Source organism: Pseudomonas sp. HLS-6 TE3448 (assembly GCF_053629555.1).
The window spans coordinates 1,544,209-1,567,356 of the sequence record NZ_JBRJIO010000001.1 but is presented as its reverse complement, the minus strand read 5'-3'; the positions used below and the strand labels follow the sequence as shown (position 1 = coordinate 1,567,356).

21 protein-coding genes and 1 pseudogene are annotated in these 23,148 nt (G+C 60.8%); 9 read left to right on the top strand and 13 right to left on the bottom strand.

Translation table 11 applies throughout. The annotated features are described in order from the left end of the window. The first annotated feature begins 192 nt into the window (after positions 1-192). Positions 193-1,695 (top strand): exopolyphosphatase, encoded by a 1,503-nt coding sequence (gene ppx, locus AB7M23_RS07340; protein ID WP_065758070.1) that lies wholly within the window; start codon positions 193-195, stop codon positions 1,693-1,695. Here ppx and ppk1 read toward each other — a convergent pair. Beyond that, positions 1,682-3,922 carry a polyphosphate kinase 1 gene (gene ppk1 / locus AB7M23_RS07335; protein ID WP_454240514.1) on the bottom strand — a complete coding sequence of 747 codons (2,241 nt, stop codon included), beginning with the start codon at positions 3,920-3,922 and terminating at the stop codon, positions 1,682-1,684. The two genes, ppx and ppk1, sit on opposite strands and share 14 nt — an antisense overlap. 19 nt (positions 3,923-3,941) lie before the next feature. Further along, the gene (gene hemB, locus AB7M23_RS07330; protein ID WP_454240513.1) at positions 3,942-4,952 is read right to left on the bottom strand and encodes a porphobilinogen synthase; all 1,011 of its coding nucleotides are present in this window, start codon (positions 4,950-4,952) and stop codon (positions 3,942-3,944) included. A gap of 208 nt (positions 4,953-5,160) precedes the next feature. Here hemB and AB7M23_RS07325 point away from each other — a divergent pair, with 208 nt between their 5' ends. Further along, positions 5,161-5,841 carry a DedA family protein gene (locus AB7M23_RS07325; RefSeq protein WP_454242151.1) on the top strand — a complete coding sequence of 227 codons (681 nt, stop codon included), beginning with the start codon at positions 5,161-5,163 and terminating at the stop codon, positions 5,839-5,841. 96 nt (positions 5,842-5,937) lie between these two features. Here the strand turns inward: AB7M23_RS07325 and AB7M23_RS07320 are convergent. After that, positions 5,938-6,891: pseudogene (locus AB7M23_RS07320) on the bottom strand (sterol desaturase family protein); the annotation flags it as partial. Positions 6,892-7,082: 191 nt separating this feature from the next. On the opposite strand from AB7M23_RS07320, the gene elbB reads away from it, so the two are divergent. Continuing rightward, complete coding sequence (elbB, locus tag AB7M23_RS07315; protein ID WP_099773294.1) at positions 7,083-7,748, top strand: isoprenoid biosynthesis glyoxalase ElbB; 666 nt, start codon at positions 7,083-7,085, stop codon at positions 7,746-7,748. A gap of 6 nt (positions 7,749-7,754) precedes the next feature. On the opposite strand, the gene AB7M23_RS07310 is transcribed toward elbB, so the two are convergent. After that, positions 7,755-8,216 carry a YaiI/YqxD family protein gene (locus AB7M23_RS07310; protein WP_454240512.1) on the bottom strand — a complete coding sequence of 154 codons (462 nt, stop codon included), beginning with the start codon at positions 8,214-8,216 and terminating at the stop codon, positions 7,755-7,757. A 59-nt stretch (positions 8,217-8,275) separates the two neighbouring features. After that, positions 8,276-10,174 (bottom strand): FTR1 family protein, encoded by a 1,899-nt coding sequence (locus tag AB7M23_RS07305; RefSeq protein WP_454240511.1) that lies wholly within the window; start codon positions 10,172-10,174, stop codon positions 8,276-8,278. Between the two features lie 349 nt (positions 10,175-10,523). On the opposite strand from AB7M23_RS07305, the gene AB7M23_RS07300 reads away from it, so the two are divergent. Genes AB7M23_RS07300 through AB7M23_RS07285 form a run of 4 tightly spaced genes read left to right on the top strand, consistent with a single transcriptional unit; the run spans position 10,524 to position 13,661 of the window. Then, positions 10,524-11,915 (top strand): COG3014 family protein, encoded by a 1,392-nt coding sequence (locus AB7M23_RS07300; protein ID WP_454240510.1) that lies wholly within the window; start codon positions 10,524-10,526, stop codon positions 11,913-11,915. 15 nt (positions 11,916-11,930) lie between these two features. Further along, positions 11,931-12,305 carry a YcfL family protein gene (locus AB7M23_RS07295; protein WP_065758028.1) on the top strand — a complete coding sequence of 125 codons (375 nt, stop codon included), beginning with the start codon at positions 11,931-11,933 and terminating at the stop codon, positions 12,303-12,305. Between the two features lie 24 nt (positions 12,306-12,329). Continuing rightward, on the top strand, positions 12,330-12,917 hold the full coding sequence (lpoB, locus tag AB7M23_RS07290) for a penicillin-binding protein activator LpoB (protein ID WP_065758029.1): 588 nt from the start codon (positions 12,330-12,332) through the stop codon (positions 12,915-12,917). Between the two features lie 3 nt (positions 12,918-12,920). Further along, positions 12,921-13,661: a penicillin-binding protein activator LpoB gene (locus AB7M23_RS07285; protein WP_065758030.1), complete on the top strand. Its 741-nt coding sequence runs from the start codon at positions 12,921-12,923 to the stop codon at positions 13,659-13,661. Positions 13,662-13,726: 65 nt separating this feature from the next. Here the strand turns inward: AB7M23_RS07285 and AB7M23_RS07280 are convergent, their stop codons facing one another. The 3 genes from AB7M23_RS07280 to AB7M23_RS07270 all read right to left on the bottom strand — a co-directional run bounded on the left by AB7M23_RS07280 (position 13,727) and on the right by AB7M23_RS07270 (position 16,940). Continuing rightward, a complete protein-coding gene (locus tag AB7M23_RS07280) occupies positions 13,727-14,359 on the bottom strand; it encodes a LysE family transporter (RefSeq protein WP_099773292.1) in 633 nt (210 codons plus the stop codon). 83 nt (positions 14,360-14,442) lie between these two features. Then, a complete protein-coding gene (locus AB7M23_RS07275; protein WP_454240509.1) occupies positions 14,443-15,030 on the bottom strand; it encodes a mechanosensitive ion channel domain-containing protein in 588 nt (195 codons plus the stop codon). After that, complete coding sequence (locus tag AB7M23_RS07270; protein ID WP_102053249.1) at positions 15,030-16,940, bottom strand: ATP-binding cassette domain-containing protein; 1,911 nt, start codon at positions 16,938-16,940, stop codon at positions 15,030-15,032. The genes AB7M23_RS07275 and AB7M23_RS07270 overlap by 1 nt, the downstream gene beginning before the upstream one ends. Before the next feature lie 50 nt (positions 16,941-16,990). Between AB7M23_RS07270 and AB7M23_RS07265 the strand changes: the two genes are divergently transcribed. Beyond that, positions 16,991-17,473 (top strand): TIGR02444 family protein, encoded by a 483-nt coding sequence (locus AB7M23_RS07265; RefSeq protein WP_454240508.1) that lies wholly within the window; start codon positions 16,991-16,993, stop codon positions 17,471-17,473. Here the strand turns inward: AB7M23_RS07265 and AB7M23_RS07260 are convergent. Further along, positions 17,449-18,390 carry an AlgP family protein gene (locus tag AB7M23_RS07260; protein ID WP_454240507.1) on the bottom strand — a complete coding sequence of 314 codons (942 nt, stop codon included), beginning with the start codon at positions 18,388-18,390 and terminating at the stop codon, positions 17,449-17,451. The genes AB7M23_RS07265 and AB7M23_RS07260 overlap by 25 nt on opposite strands. A gap of 226 nt (positions 18,391-18,616) precedes the next feature. Between AB7M23_RS07260 and AB7M23_RS07255 the strand changes: the two genes are divergently transcribed. Next, complete coding sequence (locus AB7M23_RS07255; RefSeq protein ID WP_454240506.1) at positions 18,617-19,282, top strand: FKBP-type peptidyl-prolyl cis-trans isomerase; 666 nt, start codon at positions 18,617-18,619, stop codon at positions 19,280-19,282. A gap of 4 nt (positions 19,283-19,286) precedes the next feature. On the opposite strand, the gene rsd is transcribed toward AB7M23_RS07255, so the two are convergent. The 4 genes from rsd to AB7M23_RS07235 form a co-directional block, all read right to left on the bottom strand. Continuing rightward, on the bottom strand, positions 19,287-19,757 hold the full coding sequence (gene rsd, locus AB7M23_RS07250) for a sigma D regulator (RefSeq protein ID WP_454240505.1): 471 nt from the start codon (positions 19,755-19,757) through the stop codon (positions 19,287-19,289). Positions 19,758-20,021: 264 nt separating this feature from the next. Beyond that, positions 20,022-20,549: a disulfide bond formation protein B gene (locus AB7M23_RS07245; protein ID WP_454240504.1), complete on the bottom strand. Its 528-nt coding sequence runs from the start codon at positions 20,547-20,549 to the stop codon at positions 20,022-20,024. Between the two features lie 223 nt (positions 20,550-20,772). Next, a complete protein-coding gene (locus tag AB7M23_RS07240; RefSeq protein WP_454240503.1) occupies positions 20,773-22,014 on the bottom strand; it encodes a heme biosynthesis HemY N-terminal domain-containing protein in 1,242 nt (413 codons plus the stop codon). Further along, on the bottom strand, positions 22,011-23,132 hold the full coding sequence (locus tag AB7M23_RS07235) for a uroporphyrinogen-III C-methyltransferase (protein ID WP_099773285.1): 1,122 nt from the start codon (positions 23,130-23,132) through the stop codon (positions 22,011-22,013). The genes AB7M23_RS07240 and AB7M23_RS07235 overlap by 4 nt, the downstream gene beginning before the upstream one ends. Positions 23,133-23,148: the final 16 nt, after the last annotated feature.

Below are 23,148 nucleotides of genomic sequence, written 5' to 3'. Positions count from 1 at the left end.
CAGATGGCGGACAGGAAGTCGCAGGCGATTGAGTGTAACTATAGTTGTGGATGACTTTGCATATCGATTTGTCACAACAACGTCACATTCCCCCGTGCAACCTGCGCCATATCAAGCCTTCCTACACTGCGCGTTGGCGTCAGCGATGGATCATGTCAGGATTGGCGGGTTAAAGACCGAGAACCCATGATCATGCCGCAAACCACAGCCAAGAACCTGTCCTTGATCGCTGCTATCGACCTGGGCTCCAACAGTTTTCATATGGTCGTCGCCAAGGCCATCCACAGCGAGATCCGCATTCTTGAGCGGCTCGGTGAAAAGGTTCAGCTGGCCGCCGGCATCAATGAAGAGCGCCAGCTCAGCGAAGAATCCATGCAGCGCGGGCTCGATTGCCTCAAGCGCTTTGCCCAGCTTATCAACGGTATGCCTGACGGCGCCGTACGTATCGTCGGTACCAACGCCCTGCGCGAGGCCCGCAACCGCGGTGAGTTCATCCGCCGCGCCGAGGCCATTCTCGGCCACCCGGTCGAAGTCATTTCCGGTCGCGAAGAAGCCCGCCTGATTTACCTGGGCGTCTCCCATACCTTGGCCGACACGCCGGGTAAGCGCCTGGTTGCCGATATCGGCGGCGGCAGTACCGAATTCATCATTGGCCAGCGCTTCGAACCGCTGCTGCGCGAAAGCCTGCAAATGGGCTGCGTCAGCTTCACGCAGCGCTACTTCCGCGACGGCAAGATCACGCCCGCTCGTTATGCCCAGGCCTACACGGCAGCACGGCTGGAGCTGATGAGCATCGAGAACGCCTTGCACCGCCTGACCTGGGATGAAGCCATTGGCTCGTCCGGCACTATCCGCGCCATTGGCCTGGCCCTGAAATCAGGTGGCCAGGGCTCGGGCGAGGTCAATGCCGAAGGGTTGGCGTGGCTCAAGCGCAAGCTGTTCAAGCTCGGCGATGTCGAGAAAATCGACTTTGAAGGGATCAAGCCAGATCGCCGGACCATCTTCCCGGCCGGCCTTGCCATCCTCGAAGCCATCTTCGACGCCCTGGAACTGCAGCGCATGGATCACTGCGAAGGTGCCCTGCGCGAAGGCGTGCTGTACGACCTGCTGGGCCGCCATCATCACGAAGACGTGCGTGAACGCACGCTCGGCTCGCTGATGGAGCGCTACCACGTCGATCAAGGCCAGGCCGCGCGCGTCGAGCGCAAGGCACTGCATGCCTTCGATCAGGTAGCGGCGGCCTGGGATCTGGAAGACGGCATCTGGCGTGAACTGCTGAGCTGGGCAGCCAAGGTGCATGAGGTGGGCCTGGATATCGCCCACTATCACTACCACAAGCACGGCGCCTACCTGATCGAGCACTCGGACCTGGCCGGGTTTTCCCGCGAAGACCAGCAAATGCTGGCGCTACTGGTACGCGGTCACCGGCGCAATATTCCCAAGGACAAGTTTGCCGAGTTCGGCGACGACGGCGTCAAGCTGATTCGTCTGTGCGTGCTGCTGCGCTTTGCCATCCTGTTCCACCACATCCGTGGCACTCAACAGATGCCGCAAGTCACCCTGCATGCCGCAGGCGATAGCCTCGACGTGGAGTTCCCGAAGGGCTGGCTGGAGCAGAACCAGCTGACCCAGGCCGACTTCGCCCTTGAGGCGGAGTGGCTGGCCCGGGTCGGCTTCGTCCTCAGCGTACGCTGAGGACCGGGTTGCTCAGGCGCTCAAGCAGAGTCGCCTGGGCACTGCGCGGGTTCTGGTTGCCGGTTGGCATGCTGCGTACGTAGCGGCCGTCCGACTGCAGAATCCAGGCGTGGGTGTTGTCGGTCAGGTAGCCTTCCAGCTCCTTTTTCACCCGCAGGATCAGCTTCTTGCCCTCGACCGGGAAACAGGTCTCCACACGCTTGTCGAGGTTGCGCTCCATCCAGTCGGCACTGGAAAGGAACATCTGCTCCTCGCCACCATTAAGGAAGTAGAACACTCGCGTGTGCTCAAGGAAGCGACCGATGATCGAGCGCACATGGATGTTATGCGACACACCGGCGATACCTGGGCGAAGGCAGCACATACCGCGCACCACGAGATCAATACGCACCCCGGACTGGCTTGCCTTGTACAACGCACGGATGATCTTCGGATCGGTCAGCGAGTTGAACTTGGCGATGATGTGCGCCGGCTTGCCGTCGAGGGCAAACTGGGTTTCACGCGCGATCATGTCGAGCATGCCCTTTTTCAGGGTAAACGGCGCGTGCAGCAGCTTCTTCATGCGCAGGGTCTTGCCCATGCCGATCAACTGGCTGAACAGCTTGCCGACGTCTTCGCAGAGGGCATCGTCAGAGGTCAGCAGGCTGTAGTCGGTGTACAGGCGGGCGTTGGCAGCATGGTAGTTACCCGTACCCAAGTGCGCGTAGCGGACGATCTCACCGGCTTCGCGGCGCAGGATCAGCATCATCTTGGCGTGGGTCTTGAAACCGACCACACCGTAGATCACCACGGCACCTGCGGCCTGCAGGCGGCTGGCCATCTGCAGGTTTGACTCTTCATCGAAACGCGCGCGCAATTCGATCACCGCAGTGACCTCCTTGCCGTTACGCGCCGCGTCGACCAGCGCGTCAACGATTTCCGAGTTGGCACCACTGCGGTAAAGCGTCTGGCGCACGGCCAGGACATGAGGGTCCTTGGCGGCCTGGCGCAACAGATCGACCACCGGAGTGAACGACTCGAAGGGATGCATCAGGAGGATGTCCTGCTTGCTGACCACGCTGAAAATATTCTCGCTGTTCTGCAACAGCTTGGGGATGGCCGGAGTGAACGGCTTGTATTGCAACTCAGGGTGGCTATCCAGGCCGGTAATGCTGAACAGTCGGGTCAGGTTGACCGGCCCATTGACCCGATACAGCTCGCTCTCGCTCAGGCTGAACTGCTTGAGCAGGTAATCCGACAGGTGCTTGGGACAGGTATCGACCACTTCCAGACGTACCGCATCGCCGTAACGACGCGAGAACAGCTCGCCACGAAGGGCCCGCGCCAAGTCTTCGACGTCCTCGGAATCCAGCGCCAGGTCGGCGTTTCGGGTTAGTCGGAACTGATAGCAGCCCTTCACCTTCATGCCCTGAAACAGGTCATCGGCGTGGGCATGAATCATCGACGAGAGGAACACATAGTTGTCGCCCGGGCCGCCGACGTCTTCCGGCACCTTGATGACTCGCGGTAGCAAACGCGGTGCCGGGATGATCGCCAGGCCGGAATCGCGACCAAAGGCGTCAATCCCTTCAAGCTCGACAATGAAGTTCAGGCTCTTGTTCACCAGCAACGGGAACGGGTGCGTCGGGTCGAGACCGATCGGTGTAATGATCGGAGCGATCTCGTCGCGGAAGTAGCGCCGTACCCAGGTCTTGAGCTTGGTGTTCCAGTAGCGACGGCGGATGAAACGGATCTGGTGCTTCTCCAGCTCCGGCAGCAACACGTCATTGAGGATCGCATACTGGCGGTCGACTTCGCCGTGAACCAGCTCGCTGATGAGCGCCAGCGCCTGATGCGGCTGCAGGCCATCTGCACCCGCCTGTTCACGGGCAAAGGTAATTTGCTTTTTCAGGCCCGCTACACGAATTTCGAAGAACTCATCCAGGTTACTGGAGAAGATCAGCAGGAACTTGAGCCGCTCCAGCAGCGGGTAGGACTCGTCCAGCGCCTGTTCCAGCACCCGAATGTTGAACTGCAGTTGCGACAGTTCCCGGTGGATATACAGGCTACTGTCGTCCAGGCCCGGAATGGCGATTGCCGGGGCGGGGGCCACCACAGGGGCCTCGACCACGGGCGCGTCCACCACGGGTGCCAGAACCGCTGCCGGCTCTGGCGGTGTTTCCACCATCGGCTCAGGCACTGGCTGGGCATCCTTCATAGCAGCGTCATTAAGCACTTCGTTATTCATCTAGCGTTCCTGAAGGGCGTTACTGCCCTCTCATCAATTGAGCAGCGCGAACAGCGAAATAAGTCAGGATGCCATCAGCACCTGCTCGTTTGAAAGCGGTGAGCGACTCAAGGATAACCCCTTCGCTGAGCCAGCCATTCTGAATGGCTGCCATGTGCATGGCGTACTCGCCACTAACCTGGTAGACGAAGGTCGGAACCTTGAACTCTTCCTTGACCCGGCAGAGGATATCCAGATACGGCATGCCGGGCTTGACCATTACCATATCAGCACCTTCGGCCAGGTCGGCGGCCACCTCATGCAAGGCTTCGTTGCTGTTGGCAGGATCCATCTGATAGGAGGCCTTGTTGGCCTTGCCCAGGTTAAGTGCCGACCCGACCGCATCGCGGAACGGGCCGTAATAGGCGCTGGCGTACTTGGCCGAATAAGCCATGATTCGCACATTGACGTGACCGGCCAGCTCCAGCGCCTCGCGAATCGCCTGGATACGACCGTCCATCATGTCAGAGGGCGCAACCACCTGTGCACCCGCTTCGGCATGGGACAGTGCCTGACGCACCAGGGCATCGACGGTGATGTCGTTCTGCACATAACCTTCTTCGTCGAGGATGCCGTCCTGACCATGGGTCGTGAACGGGTCCAGCGCGACGTCGGTGATCACACCCAGCTCAGGGAAGCGTGCGCGCAATGCACGGGTTGCACGCTGGGCAATACCCTCGGGGTTCCAGGCCTCGGCAGCGTCCAGCGACTTCTTCTCGGCCGGCGTGACCGGGAACAGCGCCAGCGCCGGAATGCCCAGCTTGACCCATTCGTCGGCTGCCTCGAGCAGCAGGTCGATGCTCAGACGCTCGACACCAGGCATCGACGCGACTTCTTCACGGCGATTCTCGCCGTCCAGCACGAATACCGGCAGGATCAAATCATCGACAGTCAGAACATTTTCGCGAACCAGACGACGGGAAAAATCATCGCGACGGTTGCGACGCAGGCGGGTGGCAGGAAACAAACGGTTAGCGGGGGTAAAGCTCACGGCAGACTCCTGAGCCCGCGCAGGCGGGCGAGCGCGACAGTTATAAGCAGCCATTATGACGCGTGTATGACAGCTATGGGCAACCCTGCGACTTGAGGACGCAGACATTGTCCTTGTAGGAAATGTTCACGTCGAGACACATTTGGACACTTTCCCGAACGCGCTCGAAGGGGTAGGCTGCGCGTTCATTTCGCCCAGCTTCCAGAAAATGCTCCAACAATTCCTACAGGATTTCGGCTACTTTGCCCTTTTTCTCGGTACCTTTTTTGAAGGTGAGACCATTTTGGTGCTTGCCGGATTCCTTGCGTTCCGCGGATATATGGACATCAATCTGGTGGTATTAGTTGCTTTCTTCGGCAGCTACGCCGGCGACCAGCTCTGGTACTTCATGGGCCGCAGGCACGGGCGCAAGCTGCTGGCGCGCAAGCCGCGCTGGCAACTGATGGGCGACCGCGCACTGGAACATATTCGCCGTCACCCGGACATCTGGGTACTCAGTTTCCGTTTTGTCTACGGCTTGCGTACCGTCATGCCAGTCGCCATTGGCCTGTCCGGCTACCCGCCACGCCGCTATCTGCTGCTCAATGGCCTCGGTGCCGCCATCTGGGCTGCGGCACTGGGCGCAGCTGCGTACCACTTCGGGGCCATCCTCGAAGGCCTGTTGGGTAACGTGAAGCGTTACGAACTATGGGTGCTCGGCGGTTTGCTGCTGCTGGGTGGCCTGTTGTGGCTGCGTCGGCGCTTCAGGGCCGCTCGTATTGCCAGGAAAGAAGCGGCTGACGCGCTGCAAGCCAATGTGGCGGCGGGTGTGGAGGCCGATCAGGGCGAGGACACTGACGCCGCTGTAAGCGAGCAGCATGAGCCACCCCGGCGTCGTAACAGCCCATAACCCCACCTGCCCGGCCAGCGCCATGGCCGGCAGATTCATTAGCAACCGCGCGCATTCCAGCCGAAAGGCCCAGGGCCGATTCTCCAGCACGGCGCCCAGTGCATACAACCCCAACGCCATCAGGCACCAGCCCAGGCCAAGCGCTGCCCGCGACAACTGCTCACCCTGCGCCAGCAGGTAGCTGCCAAAGGCGACGTAAACGGCAAACTGCACCACCCCGTACAGTTGCATTGGCCAGCCCAACGGGACCTCGAACTTCTGGAAACGACTCAGGTCCTGCTTGGCATGCGGATAACGCCGAGCCACATCGACCGGGCGCCAGCCAGTCGGCATGAACCAGATTCGCACCGCGTCCCACCAGCGCTCAGCGCGCCGGGCGTCTGCCCATAACTGTGCATAGAACTGCAGGTTGGCCCACAACGGGTTCCAACTGGCCAGGGGCGTGGTCACACCGAAAACAACCGGTTCCTTGTCGTCTTCCTCACAGAACGTGCCGAACAGGCGATCCCAGAAAATGAACACACCACCATAGTTACGGTCCAGGTACACAGGGTTCTGAGCATGGTGTACACGGTGATTGGACGGTGTAACAAACACCCACTCAAACCAGCCGAGCTTGGGAATATGCCGGGTATGCACCCAGAACTGGTACAGCAGGTTCAGCGCCGCGACGCTGACAAATACCAGCGGTGGCACGCCCAGGACAGCCAACGGCAAATAGAAGATCCAGGAGAAAATGAAGCCGGTACTGGTCTGGCGCAAAGCAGTGGACAGGTTGTAGTCCTCGCTCTGGTGGTGCACCGAATGTGCCGCCCAGAGCACATTGCGCTCATGCCCGAAGCGGTGCAGCCAGTAGTAACAGAAGTCATAGCCAACAAAGGCTAGCCCCCACACCCAGAAGCGCTCGGCCGGCAGGGCAAACAGCGCCAGATGCTCCCAGGCCACGGCGTACGTTACCAAGCCAACGCCCTTGGTCAGCAAACCACTGGTGGTCGACAGCACACCTGTGCTGAGACTATTGATAGCATCGGCCACGCGGTAATTGCGCATGCCCCGCCAATGGTCGGCCAGCAGCTCCAGCGCAATCAGCACAAAGAAAAAAGGCACCGCATAGAGGATGAAGTCCATGGCCCGTCCACCGTCAGGTTGTTCACCCAGATTAGGCCGGGTTCGCTGGAATCCCTATGGCGACAACTGCCAAATTAGAGGACATTTAGCGCCTCGAATCGGGAGGAGTAAGCATGACTAAAAAAGTTGCAGTAATTCTGTCCGGCTGCGGCGTCTACGACGGTGCGGAAATCCACGAAAGCGTGATCACCCTGTTGCGCCTCGATCAGCGCGGCGCCCAGGTGCAGTGCTTTGCACCCAACATTGCCCAGATGCATGTGATCAACCACCTGACCGGCGAAACGATGCCCGAGTCGCGTAACGTGCTGGTGGAGTCGGCTCGCATTGCCCGCGGCAGTATCAAGGACCTGCAAGAGGCCGATGCCAAGGACTTCGATGCCCTGATCGTGCCTGGTGGTTTCGGGGCAGCAAAGAACCTGTCGAATTTTGCCACCGAAGGCGCGGGCTGCAGCGTGCACCCAGACGTGCTGGCCGTGGCCGAAGCGTTCGCCGAAGCCGGTAAACCGGTGGGGCTGATCTGCATTTCGCCGGCCCTGGCAGCCAAGATCTATGGCCCGGGAGTGATCTGCACCATCGGCAACGATGCCGGCACCCGCGCAGCGATCGAAAAAATGGGCGGCACCCACCAGGAATGCCCGGTCGATGAGATCGTCGAAGACACTGCACGCAAGCTGGTAAGCACCCCGGCCTACATGCTGGCCCAATCGATCAGCGAAGCAGCCGCGGGTATCAACAAGCTGGTGGACCGGGTGCTGGAGCTGGCCTCGCAGGACGACTGAGTCGCCCTACCCCGGGAACTCGCGTGCCAGGCGCGTGAGGATGCGGTCCAGCGAGTTGGCGAATGCCTGCTTCTCGCGATCACCGTAAGGCGCCTGGCCACCCCCCACCTGGCCCTGCTCACGCAGATCGGTAAACAGGTTACGCACCGCCAGGCGCTCGCCCATGTTGTGTGGGTCAAACTCACGCCCACGTGGGTCGAGCGCGGCGACACCCTTCTTGATCAGGCGATCGGCCAACGGCACATCGCTGCAAATCACCAACTCGCCGGGAACCGCATGTTCGACGAGGTAATCGTCGGCAGCATCCGGACCACTCGGCACCACGATCAGCCTGACACACGCAAACGCGGGCTTGATCTGGCTTTGCCCAGCGACCAGCATCACCTCGAGTTGGCGCTTGAGGGCGAATTTGACGACCTGATCCTTGGCTGCCTTGGGGCAGGCATCGGCATCGATCCAGACACGCATGGTTATATTTTCCGGAAGAACAGGCGAACAGTATCCCTGCTCGCCTGCCCGGCTTCAAATCAACTGACCTGCACCCGGCGCTTTTCAGCCAGGCGGCTGCGCCCATACAGTGTCGCAACCGCCAGCAGCGCCACAGCCTGGGCCGCCAGCGAATAGGCGTCAGCGTGAATGCCCAGCCAGTCGACCTCAAAGAACGCCACAGGCCGAGTACCGAAGACACCGGCCTCTTGCAGCGCCTTGACCCCATGCCCGGCAAACACCACCGAAAGGGCGCAGAGCAGGCCGGCATTGATGCTGAAGAACAGCGCCAACGGCAGCTTCGCCGAGCCACGCAGAATCACCCAGGCCAAACCAACCAACAGCACCAGTGCCGTGGCCCCACCAGCCAGCACCGCGTTGTGGCCCGCCGGGCCCGCTTGCAGCCAGAGGGTTTCGTAAAACAGCACGACCTCAAACAGCTCGCGGTAAACCGAAAAGAATGCCAGCAAGGCAAAGCCAAAACGCCCTCCGCCACTGACCAGGCTGCTCTTGATGTAATCCTGCCAGGCCGCCGCATGACGGCGATCATGCATCCACACGCCAAGCCAGAGCACCATCACACTGGCAAACAGTGCCGTGCAGCCTTCAAGCAGTTCGCGCTGGGCGCCGCTGACATCAATCACATAGGCGGCCAATGCCCAGGTTGCCAACCCTGCCAGCAACGCCAGCCCCCAACCAATGTTCACCCCGCGCACCGCTGCGGCCTGGCCGGTGTTGCGCAAAAAGGCAATGACCGAGGCCAACACCAGAATGGCCTCCAGGCCCTCGCGCAGCAGAATCAACAGGCCGGAAACAAAGCTCAACGACTGGCTCAGGCCGCCGCCACCGAGCAGTTCTTCGGCTTTGGCCAGCTTGCTCTTGGCAACCTCAAGCTTCTGGGCAGCCTGAGCCACTGGCAAACCGTCCTGCAGCGACTGCCGGTAAGCCATCAACGCCCGCTCGGTGTCCTTGCGCGCGTTGGTGTCGAGGTTATCAAGCGAGCTTTCGACCAGTTCGAAGCCTTCCAGGTAGGCGGCAACGGAAAGGTCGTAGGCCTGTTCGCGATCACCGGCCCGGTAAGCTGCCAGGCTCTTGTCCAGCGTACTGGCGGTATAACCCAACAGTTGTGAGGCGCCACGCTGCACCTGCGGCGGCTGGGCTCGCTGGGCGCGGAACACGGCGACGGCCTCAGCCCCTTCGTTGGCCTGGACCTCCAGAGGGGTATGCCGCGCCAGATCAGCTAGGTTGAATTTCCTGTCACTCTTGGCCTTGGCCGGGTCGGCGGTGAAACCTGCGATGTAGGCAGCCAAATCCCAACGCTGACGCTCATCAAGCTGATCGGCAAACGACGGCATGTCCGTGCCTTCGATACCCAGGCCGAGGGTGTTGTAGAGGTCAAACAGGCTCAAGCGGTCCAGCCGCTCGCTGCTGGTCAGGTTGGCGGGCGGCGGCGTCAGGCCTACACCTGCCGGGCCGTCACCCACACCGTTGTCACCGTGACAGACAGCACAATGCTGGGCATACAACGGGGCGCCACGAACAGGGTCAGGCGTGATGACCGGTGCCTGGCTTACCTCATACGCCGCCGCCAACTGAGCCCCCAATTGCCGGGCCTGAGTGGCCACCACGGTTGCTTCCTCACGCTGGCTGACCGCCTCACGCAATTGCGCCACACCCTGCTCCAGTGCCTGGCGCTCAGGGCGCTGCGGCAGCGCACTGATCAAACCCTGCAACACCCCCAGGAATTCAAGCTGCTCACGGTACTCAGAAGGGTCTACCACCTTCCCTGCCTCAACGGTTGCCGGGTAATCGGCGCCAATGTAATCGAGCAGGTGCAATGCCTGGGCGGCGCCCTCAACCGTACCGGCAAACAGAGAGGTGCTGCTCAACGCCAACACTGGCCAAAGCAACCAGGCAAGCAAACGGAAGCGGGAAGTCATGAGCGAATCTCGAACAAGAATGCGTGGCATTACATTGTTCACTTCCATTGATTCACACTCAAGGCTTGCGAAGGTCTGCCTTGAAAAAAATTGTCACAAAATCAGGTGGTAAACGCCCTGCGTGTAATCCGCCGCCCGTCGGGTCGTATTCTCTGATGGCAAAACAGGAAGATCCCGAGTCAAAACGCCATTAATTAGCCAGCAAATTGCGCTTATAATGCCGCGCCATTCCATATAGCGAATGGAAATTTAGGCTCCTCTATTAATGAGGATTTGGAACTAGCCGTTCAAAGGGATAACAGCCTCCCGCCTGTTGTGGCTCTTCATTGATCAGGGAAGAAGGTTTCAGATGGCATCCCGTGTCCTTACCGTCGCATCACTCTGTGCGATCGTCCAACTCACTGGTTGCGCGGTTTTTCGCAACTACGACAGTGAACTCCAACAAACCAACCAACACTTGAGCAGTGGCAACGTCGATGCGGCCCTCGCTTTGTTGGAAAAAAACAATAAAGGCGAAGACAAGGACCTGCTCTACTACTTCGAGAAAGGCGAACTGCTGCGCTCCAAGGGCGATCTGGCGGCCAGCCAACAGGCGTGGCACCAGGCCGACAATGTCGTGTTCAAATGGGAAGAGTCGGTAAAGCTGGACACCGGCAAGTACCTGGCCCAGTTCGGCAGCTACCTGGTCAATGACAAGGTGCGCCGTTATGAAGGCTACGACTACGAAAAAGTCATGCTCAGCACCCAGATGGCGCTGAACCTGCTGGCCCTGAATGACTTCGATGCTGCCCGTACCGAAATCAAGAAGACCCACGAGCGTGAAGCGGTCATTGCCGAACTGCGCGACAAGGAATACCTCAAGCGCGAAGAGGAAGCCGAGAAAGAAGGTATTAAGACCGAGTACAAAGACCTGCAGGGTTACCCGGTTGCTGCGCTCGACGCGCCAGAAGTGGTCGGCCTGAAAAACAGCTACCAGAGTGCCTTCAGCCACTACCTGTCCGGTTACGTCTATGAAGCCTTGGGCGAACGTGGCCTGGCCGCGCCTGGCTACCGCAAGGCTGCCGAATTGCGCCCGAACACCCCACTGTTGGAGCAGGCCCTTCTCGATCTGGACAAGCCCGCCGCCAAAAACAGCGACAGTGACGTGCTGATCGTGGTTCAAAGCGGTCTGGCGCCAGCCCGTGACTCGATTCGCGTGCCGTTGCCACTGCCCATCAGCGGTAATCTGGTGATCACCCCGCTCTCCTTCCCGATCATCAAGGAAGACACTTCCACGCCGCGGTTTTCGCAAATCGGGCTGGACCGCAACACCCTTGAGCTGACGGCCCTGAACAGTACCACTGCCATGTCTCGCCGCGCACTGCGCGATGACATGCCCGGTATCATCCTGCGCACAAGCGTGCGTGCGATCAGCCGCGGCGTCGCCCAGAAGCAGCTCAACGACACCAACCCGCTGGCCGGCCTGGCCGTCGGCATCGCCTCGGCTGTCGTCGAAGGTGCCGACACCCGCACCTGGCGCACCCTGCCAGACGACACCCAAGTGGTCCGCGTACGCATGAGCCAGGGCGAGCATACCCTGAGCCTGCCTTCGAACCTGGGCGGCACACAGGTCAAGGTCAAAATCGAGCGGCCCTATCAGGTTGTGACCCTGCGCGTGGTCGGCAGCCAGGTCTACGCCGGCGGCCCTGCTACCCAAGTCATCCCGAACACCACTGCCCAGGCTGTCGCCAGCATCAAGTAACCCAAAGGAAGCGCCATGCGAATCAAACTCCTCGCAGCCTTGACCACCGTTGCCCTGCTGGCCGGCTGCGCGACCCCGCCGCCGCCAGCGCCTGGCAGCGCCGCCAGTAAAGTCGTGGTCATGGGCAAGCTGAAAAACATTGAGGTAGGCCAGATGCGGGTTGCCCGCGAGAACGGCTTTCTCACCGTCAAGGTGTCACTGAACAACACCAGTAGCAGCAACAAGGCGATGTTCTACCGCTTTGCCTGGCTGGGTAACGATGGCTTCCCTGTAGCCGACGAAGAAGGCTGGAAAACCCTGACCCTGTACGGGTCGCAATCCAGCATTCTGCCGGCCATCGCGCCCGTGCCACAAGCCACCGACTTCCGTCTCGAAGTCCAGTCGCAGTAATTCGATTTTCAGGAGATCCATTTTATGTTCGCACGTTTTTCGATCCTCGCCGTTGTCGTCGCCCTGGCCAGCGGTTGCGCCAACAACTCCCCTGTTCTGGGTGGCAAGAACATTGGCTACGGTGACAGCAAGGCCGTCGAACTGGTCACCAACGAGTTCGGCTCCACTGACCTGCAAATGATCGCCGAGAGCATGACCCGGTCGCTGGCACAGTCCGGCATCCTTCAAGGCCGCCCTGTCGTGCAGGTCTACGATGTGAAGAACAAGACCAGCGAGTACATTGATACCCGCGAAATCACCACGTCGATCAAGACCCAGCTGATGAAGTCCGGCACTGCGCGCTTCGCCAGCGACAACACCCAGATGCAAAGCCAGGTCGACCAACTGAAACTGCAGAACCAGAGCGGTCTGTACAAGAAAAACACCGTGGCCAAGACCGGCAACATGATCGCGGCCAAGTACCGTCTGGAAGGCTCGATCAGCTCGATCGTCAAACGCAGCAGCGACTACAAGGACGTCTTCTACAAGTTCAGCCTGCAATTGATCGACGTCGAAAGCGGTCTGGCCGAGTGGATGGACGAAAAAGAAATCCGTAAGACCACGGAGCGCTAAGCAATGCGTGCATGGATTGCAAGCCTCGGCCTGGCGTGTGCGTTCAGCGCACACGCGGCCCCTAAAGTCGCGGTCACCGACCTCGCCTATCAGGAACGTGTGGAGGAATACATCCACACCGTTTCCGCGCAACAGAGCTCCAACGCAAGCATGTACTCGGCCAACAGCTCGTCGAGCTACAACGAGTACGAGAGCAGCCAGAGCTACGTCGAGCAGACCGAACTGCGCAAGTTCAGCGGTGACATCAAGGGTGAGATTCTCAAGACCGGAATGTTTCAGCTGGTACAAGGCACACCCTATACCGCCAAGGCCAAAGAAGACGTCTACGACGTCATCAAACGGATCAAGAACGGTAATTTCAAGGGTGCTGACTATGTGCTGTTCGGCACCTTGTCGGACATCGACTTCCAGCGTGATATCACCTCGCTGGATCGCACTGACAGTTACTCCGCAGTGCTCGGCCTGACCCTGGTCGCCGACTTCAGCCTGATCAACACCAAAACCTTCGAAATTACCTCGGCGTTTACCGCCATGGGCGAAGGCCAGGACACCAAGCTGGTCAATGGTGACGATGTGCGGGTCACCCTGAACCGGCCACGTGTGGTCCGTGAAGTCTCCAAGGAGCTGGGCATGGATGTGGCTCGGCAACTGAGCGAGCAGCTTGGCCAGGCAATGCCGGAACACGAGCGGCGCCCGATGCGCAACAACCTGCCGCCGGACGAACCGGCGCAGATCCTGCGCTAAACAACAAGAAAGGCGACCATGGGGTCGCCTTTCTTGTTTCTACCGGGGCAGTTGGCGCCCGGAACTCAGACCGTCGCCCGACGCAGGGTCGCCAGCAGCGCAGCAGCGCCCACGAACAAGCCGGCAAAGGTACGGTTCATGCGCCGCTGCTGCTTCGGAGTACGCAGCAAGCGCAGCACCCGTGCCGCCAAGCCGGTGTAACCCGCCATGACCAGCAGGTCGACCGCGACCATGGTGGCCGTGATGATCAGGTACTGCGGCAGCAGGTCCAGGTGCGGGTTAATGAACTGTGGCAGTACCGCCAGCATGAAGACCAGCGCCTTGGGGTTGCTGATGTTCACCAGAAAGCCGCGGAACACCAGGCTCAGTGGCTTGCCAATCGGCCGCACGGCGGCGTTGTCACTGAGGTCGGCGGGCAATGCACGCCATTGTTTGACGGCCAGGTAGACCAGGTAGCAGACCCCGAACCACTTGATGAACTGGAAGGCCGTGGCGGATGCCGCCAGCACCGCCCCCACGCCCGCGGCGATGATCGCAATCTGCATGATCAGCCCCAATTGCAGGCCCAGCGCATTCCAGTAGCCCCGCCAGAAGCCATACTGCAGGCCACAGGACATCGAGGCAATGGCGCCAGCGCCCGGAGACAGGCTAATCACCCAACATGCAACAAAGAACGCCAACCATGTTTCCAGCGACATGACACACCTCAGCGGGGACTCTAGTACAAAGCCCAACGCTAATGCGCCGCTGGAAAAAACGCCACGGTTTTTTTGACCGCCGATCAGTTGCTCTTCGGCGCGTCCTCGCCCACCAGCGGTAGCGCATCAGCGCCGCGCCAACGCCGTACCGACTTCTGGAAGAACTGGCTGTTGGGCACCTGCACCAGTGCACCGCCAGTCTCGGGCAGCTCGACCAGCGTGGTGAACAACAGGTTGATGGCAATGACACGGCCTTTGACACCCGGCTTGTCAGTGGTGTCCACCAGCTCGACCACATCACCCAGACGGAACGGCCCAACGGTGAAGATCAGCACCGCGCAGAGCAGGTTGGACAGCACACTCCACATGGCAAAGAACGCGACCGCTGCGACGGCGACAAACCCCGACAGTGCGGTCCAGAGCACGGTGGCCGACACCCCCAGACGCTCCAGCACGACAATCAGTGCGCTGCCCATGATCAGCCAGCGCAGGCCACCGCGCAGCGGCATTATCAACTCTGGCGGCAACGGGTAGCGTTGCGCCAGCCGGCTCAAACAGCGTGCGACCACACGCTGCAGGAAAAAGGCCGCGACCAGGATCAGCAGGATCTGCAAACCGAGCCACAAGGGCTCGATCCACTCCACCGGCAGCAACTGTCGCAACGCCGCCATCACGACAGTGCCTCCAGCTCCGCCTGCATGGTCTCCAGCACTTCCAGCGCCTCCATCCAGGCCTCCTCCAGCTCGGCCTCACGGCCCTTGAGCTGGGCCTGGCGGGCCAGCAGCTCACGCAACTCATCCTTGCGGGCAGCTTCGTAAAGGGCACTGTCGCCGAGGCTGGCTTCGACTTTCGCCAACTGCTCATGCACGGTGCCAAGCTCACGCTCAAGCTTTTCCGCTTCGCGCTTGTGCGGCGCCAACTGCTGACGCAGGGCTGCCGCCGCCTGACGCTGGGCTTTCTTGTCGGTCTTGTCGGCGTTGGCCGGTGCACTGCTGACCGGGGCATTACGCTGACGGTACTCCGCCAGCCAGCGGGTGTAGTCGTCCAGGTCTCCATCGAAGGTGTCGACCTTGCCGTCGGCCACCAGCAGGAACTCGTCGGTGGTGCTCTTGAGCAGGTGACGGTCGTGGGATACCACCAACACTGCACCGCTGAACTCCTGCAACGCCATGGTCAACGCCAGGCGCATTTCCAGGTCCAAATGGTTGGTCGGTTCGTCGAGCAGCAGGAGGTTCGGCCGCTCCCAGGCAATCAACGCCAGCGCCAAGCGGGCTTTCTCGCCACCGGAGAAATTCAGTACCGGCTCGTCGAGTCGACCACCACGGAAGTCGAAACCACCCAGGAAGTCGCGCAAGGTCTGCTCACGCTCGGTCGGTGCCAGGCGTTGCAGGTGCAGCAATGGGCTGGCTTTGCTGTCCAGCGAGTCGAGTTGGTGCTGGGCGAAGTAGCCCACCACCAGGTTCTCACCGCGCACCAGGCGTCCAGCCAGCGGCTCAAGCTCGCCTGCGAGGTTCTTGATCAGGGTCGACTTGCCCGCACCGTTAGGGCCAAGCAAGCCGATGCGCGCGCCTGGCGCCAACTGCAGCTTGACCTTCTCCAGAATGGTTTTATCGCCATAGCCCAGCCGCGCTTCAGAAAGGTCGAGCAAGGGGCTGGAGATTTTCTCTGATTCGCGGAAGGTGAAGTCGAACGGCGAGTCGACATGGGCCGCCGACAACTCCTCCATCCGCTCCAGGGCCTTGATCCGGCTTTGTGCCTGACGGGCCTTGGTGGCCTGTGCCTTGAACCGGGCGATGTACTTCTCCATGTGCGCACGTTGGGCCTGTTGCTTCTCATAGGCCTGCTGTTGCTGCGCCAGACGTTCGGCACGGGCACGCTCGAACGCGCTGTAACCACCCCGGTAGAGGGTCAGTTTGCACTGCTCGACATGGGCCACATGGTCGACCACCGCATCAAGGAAATCGCGGTCGTGGGAGATCAACAGCAAGGTGCCGGGGTACCCCTTGAGCCAGTCTTCCAGCCAAAGGATCGCATCCAGGTCAAGGTGGTTGGTCGGTTCGTCGAGCAGCAACAGGTCGGACGGGCACATCAGCGCCTGCGCCAGGTTCAGGCGCATCCGCCAGCCACCGGAGAAGTCACCTACCCGGCGTTCCATCTGCTCATTGCTGAAGCCAAGGCCCGCCAGCAACTTGCGGGCACGGGCATCAGCCGTGTAACCGTCGGCACTGTCGAGTTCGATATGCAGGCGCGCCACAGCGGTACCGTCGTGAGCCGACTCCGCTGCCTCCAGATCGCGCTGGATGGTGCGCAGGCGCTCATCACCATCGAGCACATAGTCCACGGCCAGGCGCTCGAGGGTATCGACCTCCTGACGCATGTGCGCGATGCGCCAATCGCCCGGCAGCTGACAGTTACCGGCGTCGGGCGTCAGCTCACCGCGCAGCAATGCGAACAGGCTGGATTTACCGGCACCATTGGCGCCGATCAGGCCGGCTTTCTGGCCGGGGTGCAGGGTGAGCTCAGCGCCTTCTAGCAGGCGCTGTGGACCACGCTGTAAAGTGAGGTTCGATAGTCTGATCATAATGGCCGCGAAGTCTACCAGCTTCGCCGCCAACTGGCGCGAGTGGGACCATGTACACCGACCTGTGGAATTTTGCCGTGAGCCTCTATGCCCGTCCGGGGGTGGAAGCGGCCTGCCTGAGCCTGCAGGACCAGGGGGGGAATGTCTGCCTGCTGTTCTGTGCTACCTGGCTGGAAGCCCGTGGTGTAAAGCCCGATGCCTCACGCGTGGCACAGTTGCAAAAGTTGGCCGAACCCTGGCACCGCCAAGTGGTGACGCCACTACGCTCACTGCGCCAGCAATGGCGCGAAGCGGCAAGCCTGGACCCAGCGCAGGCTCGCCTGCGCGAACAACTCAAGGCACTGGAGTTGGCCGCTGAACGCGAGCTGCTAGAGCGCCTGCAAGCGGCCTCGCTGGCGTGGCCAGTCGCAGAAGTGACTGAGTCGGATTGGCTGGAACGACTGTCGCCGGATGGCGTTAAAGCGTACCGCGACGCGTTGCAGAAGCTACGCGTCGCGGCAGCAAGCACTCAAGACGCGGTCGACGGCGACTGAGCAGCAGGGGCTACCGGGCTTGCAGGTGCAGCCGGTTGTGCAGCGGCGGCTGGTGCTGGCGTGGCCGGACTTGCAGGCTTGGCAGCGACAGGCTTGGCTGGGGCTTTCGCAGCAGGTTTCGCAGCCGCTCGAACTGGAGCCTTGGCCGCGGCTGGTTTGGCGGCAGGTTTGGCTGGGGCTTTCGCAGCGGCAGCTGGTTTGGCAGCGGCCTTGACTGGCGCCTTGGCTGCGGCAGGTTTAGCAGCCGGCTTGGCAGCAGCGCGAGCAGGCGCCTTGGCAGCAGCAGCTGGTTTGGCTGCAGCGCGAGCGGGGGCTTTGACCGCAGCAGGCTTGGCAGCAGCAGTTTTAGCGGCAGGTTTGGCCGGGGCCTTCGCCGCGGTGGCTGGCTTGGCTGCAGCTCGGGCAGGTGCCTTGGCGGTCGCAGGTTTGGCCGGAGCTTTGGTTGCAGCCGGTTTGGCAACTGCTTTGGCAGTGGTCGGTTTGCTGGCGGCGGTAGCGGTAACCGCTGCCTTGTCGCTACGCAGGGTCAGGACTTTGCTGGCAGCCTCTTTTACTTTGCCCACGCCCTGGGCAAGCTTCAGGCTTTCCTGAGCATCGCGCTTGAGCTCAAGGATATAGGTGCGGGTTTGTGCCTGACGCTCCTTCAATGCATCGAGCAATTCCTCAAGCTCCGCTACGGCATTCTTGGCCTTGTTCTGTGCCTTGGCCTTGCCTGCAGTGGCAGCGTCCTGAAGTTTGAGGCGCGCTTTATGAAGTTTTTCCTGTGCCTTGCCACGTTGTTTTTCCAACTTGGCCAACAGTTTTTCTGCATCAGCCAGCGCTTGCGAGCAGGCGTTTTCCAAATGCTCAAGCAGGCTGCTGGAGAGTTGATGGAGCAGGTGTAACGGCGTACTTACTGGCTTCTTATTGGCCGACATGGCTTACCTCCTGGCTGATGTAGTTGCGGCTCATACTAGTCTTCTGCTGCTATCGCCGCTAGGGCATGTTGACCGTAATGGATGCGCCGCGTTGCATGCCTGGGCAAAGTGCGTATCGTTGCCGCTGGAGGCAAGTGTAGATGCTGCTGGAAACACTGCCGATAAAGCCTTGGACAATACCTTCAGGCTGGCATAATTGTGCTTCTCCGAAACCTGGACCCTTGCCATGCCGCGCTACTTTCTACTGCCGTTTCTTGTCTTGCTGTCACCGGCCATGGCGCAGGCAGATGGCAATGCCAACGACGCTCATGACCTTGCTTACAGCCTGGGCGCCAGCCTCGGAGAACGGCTACGCGAAGAGGTCCCGGACCTGCAGCTCAAGGCATTGATCGACGGCCTGCAACAGGCCTATCAGAACAAGCCACTGGCCCTGAGTAAAACGCGCATGGAGGCACTGCTCAGCCAGCACGATGCCCAGGCCAACGACGCCGCAGCACAGGCGCAGAGCGAACAGCTACTCGGTGTTGAACGCCGCTTCATGGCCACTGAACGTGCCAGGGCCGGCGTACGAGAGTTGCCGGAAGGTGTCCTGGTCAGCGAGCTGGTAGCAGGCACTGGGGCCAAGCCCAGCAGCGGCGGCAAGGTTCAGGTTCGCTATGTCGGCACACTTCCAGACGGTACGGTCTTCGACCGAAGCGAACAACCGCAGTGGTTCAGCCTGAACAGCGTGATTGAAGGATGGCAGGTGAGCTTGCCGCAGATGGCGACAGGCTCAAAATGGCGGCTGGTCATTCCTTCAGCGCTCGCATATGGCGCTGAAGGTGCAGGGGACTTGATTGCGCCGTACACGCCTCTGACGTTCGAGATTGAACTGCTCGGCGTGGCAAATTGACGGTTCAGGCCTGAACCGCGCCCTCTTCCTTGTGCGCGTTGTGCAGCACCTCGATCAGGCAGTCTTCCAGCTCAAAACGCTCATGCAACAGGCCGCCCAGTTCCTGGAGTTTCTTGGCGAAACGCTCGGGGTCGTTGCAGTTGCCTTTGTCGCAGTGATCGTTAAAGGCAAGGGCAATCTGGGTAATGTCGTCGATACGCGGGCTGATCTGTTCGGCCAACTCCAGGCTGCGGTTATCACCAAAAGCCTTGGCCTCGCTGACCAGTTGCTCCTGCACCTCGAAGTGCCAGGCCGACACATAGTCCACCAGCACCGCACAGAAATCCCGATTCATGTCCTTGTCGGCGAAGGCCGGCTTTGCATCGCGCAGCTTACGGAAGGCTTCCACCAGTTCCGCCCGCTCCTGCAGCCAGCGGTCAATCAGCCGATGAACCCCACCCCAGCGTTCCTGAGCATTCTGACAACTATCGAGCATGGCGATCTCTTCCCTTCAGGGTCGTGCTGCACTACACCGCGTCACGCATTGTTGTGACCGGTTGAAAGCAGCAAACCGGCATAGCGTAGTTTTTTTGTCTGCGTGCTGGGGAGATTATTCCCGTGCGCCCATGCCTTCAAGGTACGCAGGCGACAAAGTTCATACAAGTGTTTAATCCTGCGACGTAGCGCCGCTCATCTACAAAGCTGTTCCAGGTCAATCGAATCAGCGACTTGCGATACTGCCGAGCATGCTGCCAAGGGGTCAGAGGCGTGCCATTCGCCTACGGGCCATCCGTATACGCAGGCCAACAAACGTCACGGTCAGGGTAAAAAGCGTCAAGACCATGAATGCCAGCAGGCTCCATTCAGGAACACTCAGGTCCATGAAGGTCCAACTGATTCGCACGCAGTCCGGGCTCCCCAGCAGCATGGCCTCCAGCACCTGACTCCAGGACCGTGTGTAGACCAGGTAGCCCAAGGGCGGATGACACTCCACTTCAGGCACGAATGAAGCACTTTGCAGCCAGATATGCCGGGCCGCCAGCAAGACCCCGAGCACGGCACACACCAAGGCCACAGCAGCGTAGCGACACAGCCCGCGCAATCGTGGTCGCTGCAGTAACGCGCCCAGACAGATAATGGCGAACAACGACAGCAGGATGCGCTGGCTCAGGCACAAGGGGCACGGCACCAGGCCGAGACCTAACTCCAGGTAGAACGTCCCCCCCAATATGGCCAGCGATGCCACAAAGGCCAGGAGGAACAAGGAGCGCAAACGAACCAACGGCATGAAGAATTCCAAGAGCGGAATGAAGGGGCATCAACGGTAGAGGAAAGCCACAACCCCTTTCAATACGAGCCCTTCGGGACTCTTCGCCAACAAAAAGCAGAAAGTACGGCAAACCAGAAGGGACTGGCGAGAGGCCGCCGAAGGCACAATAAACCACATGCCGTAGGAATAATTACCCAGTCGTACAGACCCGCCGTGCCAGGCGGGCCTGCACACAGTGTTGCTAGCTGCGAACACCCTCAGGCAAGGGTAGCGCCAGCAGACGCTCGTCCAGCAGCACCAAGCCTTCCTGAAACAACTGATTGCTACGCTCGGTATCACCCAACCCCGCCAGCAAACGCGCCAGCTCGGCACAGGTTTCGGGGTTACGCTGCAGGCTCAGGCTGCTTTCCAGGTAGTCACGTGCCTTGCCCCACAGGCGGTTTTGCAGGCACAGACGACCGAGGGTCAACAACAGGCTTGGGTCATCGGGGTGCAGCTTCAACCAGCCTTCGGCTGTCTGCAACTGACGTACGGGATCTTCACCCCGGACCAGCCCATAAAGACGGGCGAGGTGGCTCTCGTACTGACGCTTGAGCGCTGTACGCAACGCCTTTTCAGCCTGAGCCTCGGCACCCAACTGGCGCAGTTGCTCGGCGTAGGCCAGCACCAGTTGCGGCTCCTGGCGCTGCGCCGAGGTCAACTGTTCCCAGGCACGCGCCAATGATTGAAGCCCGGTCTGGTCGTCGTTTTCACGGCGGGCTGCCAATGACAGGTTCTCACCCCAGGCGCGCTGCTCCAACTCGCTCAGCTCGGCAGCCGGCAGGGCTTTTTCCTTGCGCAAGGCCGGAAACAAACGAATCAAAGCAGACCAGTCGCCACGCTGTCGATGCAGGCGCTGCAACTGGCGCAGCACCTGAACACTGTGCGGATGGCGATCATGCATGGCTTGCAGGGTCTCCAACGCACCATCGAGGTCGCCACGGTCGGTTTGCAACTGGGCATGACTCAGGGCGATGGCCAGTTCGGCCTGGGGCTGACGCTCCAGGGCACGCTCCAGCAGGTTGTCGCAGTCTTCGGTACGGCCAAGTTCGTTGGCAGCACGGGCAGCACCGAGGTAGTAGAGCAAGGGCTGACGCTCAGCTTCGGCGGCACGGTGCAGGTTGCGCTGGGCGCTGGCCCAACGGCCTTCGGCCAGATCCAGTTGGCCCTGTTCGATGGCCAGGCGAGTACGCCGGTCGCGGTTGCGCCGAGACCATGGGTTGACCACCCCACCCGAGACGAACACCACACTGAGCAGGTAGCGAACAAGCAAAAACAGCAGCCACACCCCAAGCAACACCGCCAGCGTTGCCCACACACTGGACTCATAGCGGAAGAAGTTGCCGTAGGAAATCAACACGTAGCCACTGTGGTGTGCCATGCCGATACCTACCAGCGCGGCCACCGCAATCGCCACGACCGTCAACAGGTAGACACGCTTCATGGGCGCGCCTCCTCAGTTGCCTTGCCGGCTGGCACTTCTTCGGCAGGCAGATGACGACGCTCGATATACGCCTGAACCGCACTCAGACTTTGCGCCAGATCCGGCGTGACAACCGATACCGGCGCGTCAGCCAAGGCCTGCAAACGCTCAAGCATGATCCGGCTTTGTGCATGATCAGGGTTGAAGTTGGCCAGCAGCACGCTGCGCGCTTCTGCCAGCGCCTGGGCATACACTTTCGGCTCGCCATTGAGCGCAGCCCACTGGGCTTGCTCAAGCGTCAGGCTCAAGGCCAGACGAACCTGATTCAGCGCCTGCCCGGCCAACAATGGCCGGATGTTTTCATCGGCATTGAAATCGATGCGAATGTAGCGGGAAATCTTGTCCCACCACTGCGACCAACGGCTTGCGCCATCACCATCGGCGATCAAGGCTGAATCGCCTTCAGCCTTGACCTGGAAGTCTGGGGCCAGTGCGCTCAACTGCACCACTTGATCACGCAGCGCGGCCAATTGCAGGAACAACCCCGTGCGGTCTGGCTGCTCTACGCTGTGCAGTGCGGCCAGGCTATTGGCCAACTGCTCGCGGGCGGCGAAAGCGCCCGGGTCGCTTTGCTCACGCAGAATGTCATCAGCACCCTGAACCAGGGCGCGGGCACTGGCAATGTCCTGCAGCGCCGACAAACGCAGGCTGGCCAGACGCAACAGGTGCTCGGCCTCTGCCAGCCGCCAGTCTTTGCGGCTCGCCCCCAACACACTTTCCAGGCGCTGACTCAAGCGTTGCTGGTCGCCCTGCAACTGCGCGACCAGGCGGCGACGGTCTTCCAGCTCGGCGGCCGGTGGCAGGCCGGCAAGCTGCGCCGAAAGCTGCTGCTCACGTGTTTGCAGAGCCTCGGCCAAGGTGTTCAGCGCTTGCAAGTGTTCGCCCTGGGCCTGATCGGCGCCTTGAAGCTGACGTACTTGCCATACGCCCCAGCCCCCCACGGCTACACCCGCGGCACCCAGCAACAGCGCGAGAATCGCCAAACCATTACCGCCGCGCTTTGCCGCTGCGGCAGGCGTTTGTTCTGGCGCCTCGGGCGCCGACTGCACTTCATCGTTGGGCAAGACAGTTTCGCTCACGTATCCATCCTTTGCA